At 68.8% G+C, this 12540-nt stretch carries 11 protein-coding genes; 3 read left to right on the forward strand and 8 right to left on the reverse strand.

Annotated elements, in window-relative coordinates; translation table 11 throughout:
* The first annotated feature begins 48 nt into the window (after positions 1-48).
* On the forward strand, positions 49-1332 hold the full coding sequence (locus CJ177_RS16385) for a phosphatase PAP2 family protein (RefSeq protein ID WP_095868132.1): 1284 nt from the start codon (positions 49-51) through the stop codon (positions 1330-1332).
* On the opposite strand, the gene mnhG is transcribed toward CJ177_RS16385, so the two are convergent.
* Genes mnhG through CJ177_RS16415 form a run of 6 tightly spaced genes read right to left on the reverse strand, consistent with a single transcriptional unit; the run spans position 1301 to position 7481 of the window.
* Positions 1301-1639 (reverse strand): monovalent cation/H(+) antiporter subunit G, encoded by a 339-nt coding sequence (mnhG, locus tag CJ177_RS16390; RefSeq protein ID WP_061698112.1) that lies wholly within the window; start codon positions 1637-1639, stop codon positions 1301-1303. The two genes, CJ177_RS16385 and mnhG, sit on opposite strands and share 32 nt — an antisense overlap.
* Entirely contained in the window at positions 1636-1896 is a 261-nt protein-coding gene (locus CJ177_RS16395; protein WP_005251754.1) for a monovalent cation/H+ antiporter complex subunit F, read from the reverse strand. Before CJ177_RS16395 ends, mnhG begins: the two co-directional genes overlap by 4 nt.
* Positions 1893-2465: a Na+/H+ antiporter subunit E gene (locus CJ177_RS16400; protein WP_005251755.1), complete on the reverse strand. Its 573-nt coding sequence runs from the start codon at positions 2463-2465 to the stop codon at positions 1893-1895. Before CJ177_RS16400 ends, CJ177_RS16395 begins: the two co-directional genes overlap by 4 nt.
* Positions 2462-4084 (reverse strand): Na+/H+ antiporter subunit D, encoded by a 1623-nt coding sequence (locus CJ177_RS16405; protein WP_005264385.1) that lies wholly within the window; start codon positions 4082-4084, stop codon positions 2462-2464. Before CJ177_RS16405 ends, CJ177_RS16400 begins: the two co-directional genes overlap by 4 nt.
* Positions 4081-4650: a Na(+)/H(+) antiporter subunit C gene (locus CJ177_RS16410; protein ID WP_005251757.1), complete on the reverse strand. Its 570-nt coding sequence runs from the start codon at positions 4648-4650 to the stop codon at positions 4081-4083. Before CJ177_RS16410 ends, CJ177_RS16405 begins: the two co-directional genes overlap by 4 nt.
* The gene (locus CJ177_RS16415) at positions 4647-7481 is read right to left on the reverse strand and encodes a Na+/H+ antiporter subunit A (protein WP_095868133.1); all 2835 of its coding nucleotides are present in this window, start codon (positions 7479-7481) and stop codon (positions 4647-4649) included. The genes CJ177_RS16410 and CJ177_RS16415 overlap by 4 nt, the downstream gene beginning before the upstream one ends.
* A 160-nt stretch (positions 7482-7641) precedes the next feature.
* Here CJ177_RS16415 and CJ177_RS16420 point away from each other — a divergent pair, with 160 nt between their 5' ends.
* Positions 7642-8094 carry an NUDIX domain-containing protein gene (locus CJ177_RS16420; protein WP_043943825.1) on the forward strand — a complete coding sequence of 151 codons (453 nt, stop codon included), beginning with the start codon at positions 7642-7644 and terminating at the stop codon, positions 8092-8094.
* On the opposite strand, the gene CJ177_RS16425 is transcribed toward CJ177_RS16420, so the two are convergent.
* Positions 8091-9431 carry a hypothetical protein gene (locus CJ177_RS16425; protein WP_061698108.1) on the reverse strand — a complete coding sequence of 447 codons (1341 nt, stop codon included), beginning with the start codon at positions 9429-9431 and terminating at the stop codon, positions 8091-8093. The two genes, CJ177_RS16420 and CJ177_RS16425, sit on opposite strands and share 4 nt — an antisense overlap.
* A gap of 112 nt (positions 9432-9543) precedes the next feature.
* On the opposite strand from CJ177_RS16425, the gene CJ177_RS16430 reads away from it, so the two are divergent.
* Positions 9544-10296 carry an isocitrate lyase/phosphoenolpyruvate mutase family protein gene (locus CJ177_RS16430; protein ID WP_009474832.1) on the forward strand — a complete coding sequence of 251 codons (753 nt, stop codon included), beginning with the start codon at positions 9544-9546 and terminating at the stop codon, positions 10294-10296.
* 39 nt (positions 10297-10335) lie between these two features.
* On the opposite strand, the gene CJ177_RS16435 is transcribed toward CJ177_RS16430, so the two are convergent.
* Entirely contained in the window at positions 10336-12519 is a 2184-nt protein-coding gene (locus tag CJ177_RS16435; RefSeq protein ID WP_095868134.1) for an AAA family ATPase, read from the reverse strand.
* Positions 12520-12540 lie beyond the last annotated feature (21 nt).

The following is a 12540-nucleotide window of genomic DNA, read 5'->3' on the forward strand; positions in this document are numbered from 1 at the left end:
GACGATGTTGCCGTTGTACGGCCGGGTGGGCCCGTCGATCGATCCCGCATGTTCGCGGCGGGCGGGGCGCTCGGGGTGGCGATCCTGCTGGTGGTCGTCCAATTGGTCGCGTCCACACAGGGTTTCCAGGGCCCCCTCGAAAGCCTGTTCCACGACTATGTCCTGACCCCCAAGTCGGCGTCCGTCCCGTGGGCCGGCCTCGCGCTCGCGATGGTCGGGCTCACCAATCGCCAGCGCGTCGTGGCACTCTCCGCCGCGGCCGGTATCGATGTCGTGGTCGCCGCGGTGCGCTATCTGTCCGGTGGCCCGCTGACAGTCGGAAACGGCGCGACCTGGGTTCTCACGGCGGTGGGCGTATATGCGGCGGTCCGCTGGACCGGCAACCAGCGGCGCAGCGCCCTCAAGGGTGTCGGCCTCGGTGCGCTGCTGATTCTCGCGACCAAATTCGGGGACGCCTGGCTGCAGGTCACGATCATGGCCGGGCCGATGATCCTCGACGAATACGCGCAACTGGCCGATCACGCGCTGGGCAGCCCGTCGTGGCACCTGGGGCAGTTCGTCGACGCCCTCGGACCCGTCGGTTACGGCATCCTCCACTGGGTCTACATCGAACTGCCGGTCGCGGCCATCGCGGTGGCCGTCTACCAACTGCGGAACGGCTGGCCGTCGCACTACCTGGTCCGCACGTTCCTGTTGATCGGTCTCATCGGTCCCGTCTTCTACGTGCTGTTCCCGGTGGTCGGTCCGATCTTCGCGTTCGGCACCGAGGGGCAGGGGTTCCAGGTCAGCGACTACTGGCCCAACCTCGTCCCGACACCCGACTTCGCGCCCGAACCGATGTCGTTCGATTCGGTGACCCCCCGCAACTGCATGCCGAGCCTGCACACGGCGTGGGCCCTCGCCCTGTTCATCCACTCCCGGCAGGGCGCCTGGTGGCTGCGTCTCGGTGGAACGTTCTGGCTGGTGTGCACGCTGACGGCGACCCTCGGGTTCGGCTACCACTACGGCGTCGACCTGGTCGCCGGAGCCGTTCTGTGCCTGACCATCGAATCCGCGTTGCGCGACCCAGAACGGGGGTGGGGCTGGTTCCGAGTCCGCCTCGTCGGAGGCGGCGCGCTGGTGCTGGCCGGACTGCTGCTCAGCTACCGCTACCTCGCGGTGCCGATGGGCCGATTCCCCGAGGTGTCCGGACCGCTCGTCCTCGGTGCCCTCGCCGCGATGTGCCTCGGGTTCTACGCGACGTTCTTCGCCCGGCCCGACACCGCACTCGCGCGGTGGGGCAGCGGCGCGAATGCAGCGGTCACGGAAGTTCTGGCGGCTCCAACTCGTTGATCATCAACAGCCCGTCCTGATCTCGCTGCTCCCGGTACGCCACCCGGCCGACGCTGTGCGCGATGACCGGCGCGGTGAACAGGGTGAAGATGCCGACGAGGATCAGCATCCAGATATCGACGTTGCCACGCAGTTCGAGGACGGCGCCCGCGAGAACCATGATGAGACCGACCACCTGCGGTTTGGTGGCGGCGTGCATGCGGCGCAGGGTGTCCGGGAATCGGACGATGGCGATCGCGGCCGTCAGTGCGAGCAGCGAGCCGCACAGCATGAGCGTGGCCCCGATGACGTTCAGCACGGTGGTCACGACTTGTCACTCACCCGGAACCGGGCCACCGACACCGAACCGATGAATCCCACCAACGACAGCGCGACGATGGCGGGCACGATCGTCGTGTCGCCGGTGTACGCGGCCCACACGGCGAGCCCGCACATCGCGAGCGCGATCAGGGTGTCGAGGGCGACGAGGCGATCCAGCGAGTTGGGCCCGTCGAGCAGCCGGAACGTCGTCAGAACCCCGGCGACGACCAGGATGATTCCGGATATGACCGATACGACTGTCATGAGCTGCCCTCCTGAGTGGGGTCGTCGTATTGCAGGTCGCGGTTGTGCCAGGGGCTCGGTTTCCAGTCGGAGTCGCGTTCGAACGCCTCGATGAACAACCGTTCCAGCTGCGCGACCGTGCGGTAGAACTGGCTGACCGCCTTCTGCGAACCCATGTCCAGGACGTGCACGTAGACGATCCGCCGGACCTGGTCGATTTCGAGGACCATGGTGCCCGGAATCAGGTTCAGTACGTCGATGCACAGGGTCAGGACGAGGTCGGACTTGATCCCCAGCTGGTAGCGCAGGACCCCGGTGACGGGCGGCGGCCCGGGCCGGAGTGCGAGGTAGGCGATCTGGAGGCTCGACTGGAGCGAGTAGTACACGAACATGACTGCCAGCCGGAGCAGTGGCAGGACGTGCACCCGGCCCTCCACGGGCACCCGCGGCAGCGGCATGAGCACCATGATGAGCGCGCCGACGGCGAGCCCGCCGAGGATGTTGCCCCAGCTGACGTTGCCCCACAACAGGATCCACACCGCCATCAGCCACAGCAGCGCGCCGAACTGGAGAAGTCTCTCGCGTTTCATCGCGGTGCCTCCTGCGCTTCGCCGCCGGGGTGACCGCCGAGGACGGCGTCGATGTAGATGGACCGGTTCTGCAGATCGCTCGCCGCGCGATCGCTGATCTGGATGATCTGGCCGGCGAACACCGTCATCGCCAGCCCTACGGCGACGAGGGCGACGGTGGGGATGAGCATCATCGCGGGGATACGGCCCACGTCGGCGCGGTCGTCGAACGAGATGTCGGCCTCGGACTCGTCGAGCAGCGCCGACGGGCTGACGTCCGCGAGGTCACCCTCGGGGGCGTCGGCGCGCGCCCGCCAGAACGCCTTGGTCCACACACGTGCGACGACGTACAGCGTGAGGAGGCTGGTGAGGGTTCCGCCCGCGACGAGGATCCACGCCAGCACGCTCGCATCCGCCGAGCCGGCCTGCAACAGCGCGACCTTGCCGATGAACCCGGAGAACGGGGGGATACCACCGAGGTTGAGGGCTGGGACGAGGAAGACGATGGCAAGGACGGGGCTCGCCGCGGCGAGCCCGCCGAGCCGTCGCAACGACGACGACCCGGCCTGGCGTTCGATCAGACCGACCACCAGGAACAGCGTGGTCTGCACCAGAATGTGGTGGGCCACGTAGTAGATGGCACCCGAGAGCCCCGACTGTGTGGACAGCGCGACACCGAACACCATGTACCCGATGTGGCTGACCAGGGTGAACGACAGCAGACGTTTGATGTCGCTCTGCGCGATCGCGCCGAGGATGCCGACGAGCATCGTCAGGAGGCCGCACACCATCAGCACGTTGTCGAGTTCGCCCTCCGGGAAGAGCAGCGTGTGCGCGCGGATGATCGCGTACACACCCACCTTGGTGAGCAGGCCGGCGAACACCGCGGTGACGGGCGCCGGCGCGGTGGGGTAGGAGTCGGGCAGCCACGTCGACAGCGGGAACACCGCCGCCTTGATGCCGAACGCCACGAGCAGCACACCGAAGATGGCGGTGCGCGTGCCGGACGGGATGCCGTCGAGGCGGGTGGCCATGTCGGCGAGGTTGAGCGTTCCGGTGGCCGCGTAGGCGAACGCGATGCCCGCCAGGAAGATCAGCGACGACACCATCGACACCATCACGTACGACACACCCGCACGGACACGGTCGGCGCTCGCACCGAGCGTCAGCAGCACGAAACTGGCGGCGAGGAGCACCTCGAAGCCGACGTACAGATTGAACAGGTCGCCCGCCAGGAACGCGTTGGAGATGCCCGCCGTCAGCGCCAGATACGTCGGCAGGAAGATCGAGACGGGCTGGTCCTCACTGCCGTCGCGGATACCCTGACCCACGGCGTACGCCATGACGGCGAGCAGCACGATCGACGAGACCACCAGCATCATCGCGGACAGCCGGTCGACCACCAGCGTGATGCCGATCGGTGAGTCCCAGCCACCCACCTGAATGGCCGTCGTCCCGTCGCGGTCGGCCAGGAACAGCAGCAGTCCCGACACGACGAGAACACCGATCAACGCGACGAGCGTGATGATCCGCTGGGCACGCGGTCGCCGGCCGAGCACCAGCGTGGCCGCGGCGGCGAGCATCGGGACGAGGACGGGCAGCGGCGCGAGGGCCGTGATGATGTGCGGGGAAATGGTCACGACTTCTCCCCGATCCCGGCCTTTTCGGCGTCCTCGTCGTCGTCGAAGTCACCCTCGTGCAGGTCCTCGTAGCATTCGAGGTCTTCGAGGTTCTTCAGCTCTTCCAGGGGAATAGGGTTTCCGTCCTTGTCGAATGCGTCGCCGCTGAAACTCGGCTCGCCGGTGACCGGGTCGTCGGAGCGGTCCCGGTCGGGGGCCTCGGCGGGCGACCGGCGCCGCAGGACCCTGGTGTCCTCGGGGTCGTTCTCGACGGCGTCCTGCGTGGTGATCTTGAAGGACCGGTACGCGAGCGCGAGCACGAAACCGGCGATGCCCATCGTGATGACGATCGCGGTCAGGATCATCGCCTGAGCCAGCGGGTCGGCCATCGATTCGTGGATGGATTCACGGCCGACGATGGGCGGATTGCCGTCCGAACCGCCGGACGTGAGGATCAGGAGGTTGATGCCGTTGCCGAACAGCAGCAGTCCCAGCAGCATGCGGGTGATGCTGCGCTCGATGAGCAGGTAGACGCCGGCCGACACCAGGACGCCGATGATGACGAGAAATCCGATGTTCGCGCTCATCGCTGGTTCACCTCGATCTGTGCGTCGAGACGTGCTCCGAGACTGCGGAGCACGTCGAGTACGAGCCCGACCACGATGAGATACACACCCAGGTCGAAGAACAGGGCGGTGACCATCTTGACGTGGCCGACCAGCGGCAGCGTCACCTCGAACACCGCGGAGGAGAGCGCCGGGGCGCCGAGGAACAGCGACGCCAGCGCGGTGCCCGCCGCAAGTGTGAGTCCGAGGCCCAGGATCTTGCCCGCGTCGATCGGGACGGTTTCGCCGAGTTCGTACCGTCCACCCGCGAGATACCGCAGGACCAGCGCGAGACCGGCGGTGAGGCCGCCGGCGAACCCGCCGCCGGGCGCGTTGTGACCGGCGAAGAAGAAGTACACCGACAACACCATGATGGTCGGGAAGATCAGCCGGGTCGTCACCTCGAGGACCAGGGACCGGTGTTTCGGGTCGATGAGGTCGCCGCCGAGCAGCCACGTCGTCTCGGAATGCGACGCCGACGAATCGGCCGTGACCGCGGGGGCGTCGGACACCCGGGGTGCGCTGCCGAAGCGGCGGTTGCGGAACACCAGGCTCGCGACGCCCGTGGCCGCCACCAGCAGCACCGAGATCTCGCCGAGCGTGTCCCAGGCACGGATGTCGACGAGCAGGACGTTGACGACGTTCTTGCCGTTGCCGAGGTAGTACGCCGCGTCGGGGAGTCGCTCGTAGATCGGCACCGAGTTCCGCGCGTTGATGGCGTACGCGCCGATCGTGGTGATGGTGGCACCGACCGCGACCGCCAGCAGTGCCCGCGGAATCTTGAATCCGATCGCCCGGCGCTCGTCCACCTCGGCGGGGAGCTTCCGGAACACGAGGACGAAGATGACGAGGGTCAGCGTCTCCACCAGGAACTGGGTGAGCGCGAGGTCGGGGGCACCGTGGAGGGCGAACAGCACACCGCAGCCGTAGCCGCTGAGACCGACGAGGATCACGCTGGCCAGACGGTTGCGCATCACCGTCGCGGCGAGCGCGGCCGCGACCATCATCAGCCCGATCACGAACTGCACCGGCGAATCCCACAACCGGACGTCGGCGCCCGTATTCGTGCCGACGACGAGCAGCACCAGCGGCACCACCACGAGGGTGCCGAGGATGGTCGCCTGGGTCAGCGGGAGCGAACCGCGCTGGGTGGCGCCGGTCAGCCGCATCGACAGGGCGTCCATGCCGCGCAGCGTTGCGTCGTAGATGCGGTCGGCGTTGCCGAGCGGCGGATGCTCGAACCGCAACCGGTTGACCCATCGCTGCGCCACGAAGAGCGCGGTGCCGACGGCGAACACCAGCAGGGTGAGCAGCAGGGCGGTGTTCACGCCGTGCCACAGTGCGAGGTGGTAGTCGGAGAAGCCCTCGGCGGGCAGGGTCTGCGAGTACGGCGTCAGCAGCTTCTCGAGCTGCGGCGCCGCGAGTCCTGCCGCGAGGCTCAGTGTCGACAGAACGGCGGGCGCGGCGAGGAACAACGGTCCGGGTGCGTGCATGCCCTGCACGGCCGGGCTGGGCCGCGCGAGCCGCTTGCGACCGAAGGCGCCCCACATGAACCGCACGCTGTAGGCGAGCGTCAGGATCGAACCGAACACCACGACGCCGACGGTGACGAACCGCGCCGGGTCGGCGAGGACGGTCGTGCTCAACAGGGAGTCGAATGCGGCTTCCTTGCCGACGAACCCGAGGAACGGGGGAAGCCCGGCCATGCTCGCCGCGGCCAGCGCGGCGACGACCGTCAGAGCGGGAGCACGGTCACCGAGGTGCGCGAGTTTGCGGATGTCGCGGGTGCCTGTCGTGTGGTCGATGATCCCGACCACCATGAACAGCGCGGCCTTGAACATCGCGTGGGCGACGACCATCGTCATGCCGGCGAGCGCCGCGTCGCGGGTGCCGAGGCCGACGAGGACCATCATGAAACCGAGTTGGCTGACGGTGCCGAACGCGAGCACCAGTTTGAGGTCGAAGGCACGCATCGCCCGCCACCCGGCGAGGACCATCGTCAGCAGGCCGAGCGTGATGATCGTGAACCGCCAGGGCGCCGAGTCGGCGAACCCGGGCGACAGTCTGGCGACGAGATAGATGCCGGCCTTCACCATGGCCGCGGCGTGCAGATAGCCGCTGACCGGGGTCGGGGCGGCCATCGCTCCGGGCAGCCAGAAGTGCAGCGGCACGATCGCGGATTTCGACAGGGCGCCGATGAGAACAAGTACGACGGCGACACCGGCGAGCCAGCCGCGAGGTGCGATCTCGATCAGTTCGGACAGGTTGTACGTGCCACTCACCTGGCCGAGGATGATGATGCCGACCAGCATGGCCAGACCACCCGCGGTGGTGACGAGCAGCGCCTGCGTCGCCGCCCGGCGACTCGACGCGCGTTCGGCGTAATGCCCGACCAGCAGGAAGGACAGGACCGTCGTCAGTTCCCAGAATATGTACAGCAGCAACATGTTGTCGCTGGCGACGAGGCCGAACATGGCCCCGGCGAAGGCCACCATCTCGGCGGCGAAGATGCCGAGGCGGGGTTCGTCGTCGGTGAAGTAGCGCGCGCAGTAGACCAGGATGAGCGTGCCGATGCCCAGCACCAGCACCGACATGATCGCGGCGAGCGGATCGAACCAGAAGTCGAGGTCCATCGACAGGCCCGGAGCCCACTCGATGGACACGGTCTGCTCCGTGCCCCAGTTCGCGATCACCCATCCGAGCGACGCCAGCGGGACGAGGGAGAGAGGGTAGAAACCATTGCGGCCGAACTTGCGCACCACAAGCGGAGCCAGAACGGCGGCAACGGCATGGGCGAGCAGAACAGCAAGCAAAAGGCACTCCGTCGGGGGTCAGCGGGCGGCGGGGTGTCGGAACGAAACGAACCGAGTCGTGTAGACCGTTCGCTTAGCTAGCGAACTGGGCTACGGGGTACATCCTACTGGGTCGGTTATTCGGACTCACAATCGCGGCAAATCGGACTAATGGGGCGCAATGTGTTATGGGCGGCAGGCCCGACTGTTCTATCTTGTGACGGTGCCTGCCGAGATCCGAACCGCCGCGCTCGCCCACATCCGCGACCGGAAACTCCTCCAGACCCGATCGGTGGGGAAGACCGCGTTCTACATGGCAGGCGGAAAGATCGATCCGGGCGAGAACGCCGAACAGGCTCTGCACCGCGAGATCCGGGAGGAACTCGACGCCGGAATCGTCGACGGGACGCTCGAACATCTGGGGGTCTTCGAGGCGCCCGCGTACGGACATCCCGAGGGCACCGACCTGCACATGACCTGCTTCCTCGCCGAACTGAGCGCCGAGCCACGGCCGACGAGCGAGATCGCCGAACTGCGGTACTTCACCGTCGACGAGTACGCGGCCATGCCCGACGTCGCGCCCGGTTCGATGCTCGTGTTCCGTCGTCTGCAGTCGCTCGGCCTCCTCGACTAGCTGCCTTCCGGGGTACTGCGCCGCTCGTGTACCGAGTAGACGCAGAACGCGACGACGAGCAGCATCACGAAGCCGACGAGATGGTCGGACGCGGCGGTCGAGGCAGGCGACGACGGCAGACGGTGTTCGCTGCTCGCGCCCGGGTAGACCACCCGGCTGCGGGGAACGGTGGTCGCCGCTACGAACACCAGCGACGCGAACGGCAGTGCGAAACCGAGCACCGCGACGGGCGCCGACCCCGGCAGAGCGGCGGCGAGCGCGAAACCCGTGCCGCAACCCAGCACGGCCAGCCGGATCAACAGTGCGACGCCGTCGTCGCCGAAATCGGGCCAGATTGTGGCGAGCAGCGGAACGACGGCGGCCAGGCTCAGTCCCCACTGCGGGCGCCGCCACTTCGGCGGGACCCTGACCGCCACCGCGATTCCCGTAGCAAGAGCGACGACGCCCACCGCCAGCAACGCCGCCGCGGGCGTCGTCACCCGCGGGGTCCGGAGGTCGTCGAGGACGAGCACGGCCGCGGCGGTGACACCGGTCGCGGCGAGCAGGAAGCGTCCGTCGATCCCCGGGAACCGGCGCGCGATCAGCACCGTGACCGTCAGAATCACGGCGAGCGAGAACGCGACGATCAGCCAGACTGTCAGGGGTTCGCCGAATTCCTGATCGTCGATCCACGCCCCGAGCAACCGGTTGAGCAGGGCGAGGGCCAAGGCGCCGACCAGCGCGGTCAGCAGGGTCCTCCGGTCGGGACGCTGCACCCGGAACTGCGACCGCGCCACCACCGCCGACGCGAGCGCGAGCACGAGAACTCCGATCAGCAGCCACTGCGGGGGTTCGCCGATCGCGGAGGTGCTCATACTCGCGGGCTCGACATACGCGGTGTCGCCGCGCGGTAGTCGCTGCACACTCGCGAGGAGGAACGCGCTCGCGACACCGAGAGTCAACGCCAGCTGCGAAACCCAGCGACCCCACACCGCGGCGACCGCCGCGCCCAGCAGGAACCCGGCAGTCGCGGTCTTCGCGAAGTGCAGGGCGATCAGCGTGTCGACGCCGCCGGCCTGCGGCACCGCCCAGCGCGCGCCGATCAGGGCGAGCGCGCACGCCACCGCCAGGAGCCACGACACCCGCCGGGAACCGGACCGTTGCAGACCGGCCACCGCGATGACGGCGAGAACGAGAGCCACCACCACACCCGTCGGCTGGCTGCTGAGCCATCGGTCGATCTCCCGATCGGACGCGTTGATCGTCCAGGCCCGGTTGCGGGGATTGGTGAGGACGAAACCGGCCAGTGCACCGGACGCGAGAGCAGCCGCGGCCGACAGGGGTTCCCGGAAGTCCATTCGCTCACGGTACTCGAGCGGGTAGGAATGGAAATGGCGAACCCGGCGTTGGCACCGAAGGCGTGCCCGAGAACGACTCCGATCGAATACCACCGAGGCGAGGAGCCCACCTATGACGTCGATCAACGAGAAGGCCACCACCCTGCTGGGGCTGCACCAGCCCGGCAACCCCGTCATCCTGCCCACCGTGTGGGATGCCTGGTCCGCGAATCTGGCTGTGTCCGCTGGCTTTCAGGCGCTGACGGTCGGAAGCCACCCGGTATCCGACTCGATCGGCAAGCCCGACAACGAGGGGATCACGTTCGACGAGCTGCTGCACCGCATCTCGCAGATCACCGCAGCGGTGGAGTTGCCGCTGTCGGTCGACATCGAATCGGGATACGGACTCGAGCCCGCCCGCCTGATCGAGGGTCTGATCGGCGCGGGAGCCGTGGGCCTGAACATCGAGGACACGGTCCACAGCGAGGGCGGGCGTCTCCGCGAACCGCAGGAGCATGCCGACTTCGTCGGAGGGTTGCGGCAGGCGGCCGACGCTGCCGGGGTCCACGTGGTCGTGAATGCGCGCACCGACCTGTTCGTGAAGCAGGTGGGCGACGAGTCCGACCGTGTCGACCGCGCGATCGCTCGGCTGAAGCTCGCCGCCGAGGCCGGCGCCGACGTGCTGTACCCCGTGGGCCGTCACGACGACGCCACCCAGAAGCGGCTCACGTCGGAGCTGCCGCTGCCCGTCAACGCCATCGGTCTGCCCGATCAGGACGATCCGGCGAGCTTCGGGCCGCTCGGCGTCGCGCGGGTGAGCTTCGGCCCGTTCTTCCAGGCCGCCCTCGCCGCACACGCGGCCACGCTGCTCGGCCGCTGGTCCTGACCCGTGAGTACTTGTCAACCGCGGGCGGTTGACAAGTACTCACGGGCGCGTCAGCGCATAGGACTGGAGGTGCGCCACTTGCTCGGGATCGAGTGAGGGGCGCACCTTTTCGCGTGCCTCGGCCATGTCGGCCGCGGTGACGTCGGCGGCGTCGATGTTCCGGCGCATGGCGGCCAGTGCGGCTTCCCGCAGCAGCGCCGAGCAGTCGGCGGCCGAGTAGCCGTCGAGGTCGTCGGCCAGGGCGTCGAGGTCGACGTCGGCGGCGAGCGGCACCGACTTCCCGGACGTCCGCAGGATCGCGCGGCGGGCATCGCCGTCCGGTGGCGGCACGAACACCAGCCGCTCCAGGCGGCCGGGGCGCAGCAACGCCGGGTCGATGAGGTCGGGCCGGTTGGTGGCGCCGACGACCACCACGTCGCGCAGCGGTTCGACGCCGTCGAGTTCGGTGAGCAGTGACGCCACCACCCGATCGGACACCCCCGAGTCGGAACTCTGACCGCGGCGCGGTGCGAGGGCGTCCACCTCGTCGAGGAAGATCAGCGACGGGGCCGAATCCCGCGCCCGCTGGAACAGTTCGCGGACCGCCTTCTCGGACGCGCCCACCCACTTGTCCATCAGTTCGGCGCCCTTGACGGCGTGCACGCTCAGATGTCCCGAACTTGCCAGCGCCCGAACGAGATAGGTCTTGCCGCAACCGGGCGGACCGTACAGCAGCACTCCGCGCGGGGGATCGACCCCCAGCCGGGCGAACGAATCCGGGTGCTGCAACGGCCACAGTACCGCCTCGGTCAGCGCCTGCTTGGTCTCCACCATGTCCCCGACGTCGTCGAGGGTGACGCTGCCGATCGCGAGTTCCTCGCTGCCCGACCGCGACAGCGGGCGGATCACGTCGAGCGCGCCGAGCAGGTCGTCCTGGGTGAGCGCCGGGTCGACGGGTTTCCTGGCCGCGCGTGAGGCGGCACGCAGGGCTGCTTCCCGGCACAGCGCGGCGAGGTCGGCGACGACGAACCCCGGTGTGCGGGCCGCGATCGCGTCGAGGGCGATGCCGTCGGTGGGGACCTTCCGCAGAAGCAGTTCCAGCAGCGCCCGGCGGGTGGAGCCGTCGGGCAGGGTCAGGGTGAGTTCGCGGTCGCACAGGTCCTGCCCGCGCAGCCGGGCGTCGACCGACTCCGGGTGCGCCGACGTCGCCACGAATGCGACCCCGACGGTGTCGACCGCGCGGCGGAGCTGTTCGACGATCAGCGCCGACACCGGCTCCGGCGTGGCGGGCAGCAGGGCATCGATGTCGGTGATCAGCAGGACCCCGCCGCTGCGGATCGCGTCGACCGCCGCGGTGACCCGCTGCAACCGTGAGTCGGCCTCCAGCGCGCCGGCGCTCGGCCCGTCGAGTTCGACGACCCGGCGGGAGGCGAGTACCGCTCGGGCGAGCGTCGCCTTCCCGACGCCGGCGGGCCCGGTCACCAGGACGCCCAGATGGGGTGAGGCCCCGAGTTTGCGGAGCAGTTCGGGTTCGTCGAGTGCCAGTCCGAGCCACTCGGTGAGTTTGGCTGCCTGGGTGTGGGCACCGACCAGGTCCTCGACCGGGACCGGGGGAACCTCTTCGGCGGGCCGGACGGGCGGCGCGGGCAACCGGGACGGAGCCGCGGACACCGTTGCGCGCACACCCTCACCCCACCCGACCGCGGTGTTGGGTTGCACGCTCACCGGACCACCGGCCGGGTCGACCCCGGTGACGGTGAGCAACTCGGATGTCCAGGCGACCCCGAACGTCCGGGACAGTGCCTGCGTCGCGGGGGCGGTGCTGGTTCCGGGGCCCAGATCGCGGGGGAGCAGCGACACCGTGTCGCCGACCGTGAGGACCTTGCCGAGCAGGGCGTGACGCAGGGTGACGTCGGAGACGGAGTTGACGGCCAGATTCGAGCCGCTGACCGTTACCGTCTTCCCGCCGTACACCGTCACCGGCGTCACGACGACCGTGCTGTTCTCGGTCAGCCCGGCGTTGGACAGGGTCACATCGTCGAGGAGCGCAGTCCCGGTGGGGGTTCCGGACGGCGCGCGACCCGCCACCGCGGCGGTGCGGCGCGCGCCGACGAGGGCGATCGCGTCCCATTCGCGGAGGCCGAGTGCGGCCAGGGCTTCCGGATGCAGCCGGACCACGCCGCGCCGGGTGTCGGCGGCCGAGGTGTTCAGTCGGACTGTGAGCGCGAGTTCCGGGGAGGTCACGCTGTCGAGCCTACGTGCGGG

The organism is Rhodococcus sp. ACPA1, assembly GCF_002300195.1.
Classification (GTDB): domain Bacteria; phylum Actinomycetota; class Actinomycetes; order Mycobacteriales; family Mycobacteriaceae; genus Rhodococcus_F; species Rhodococcus_F opacus.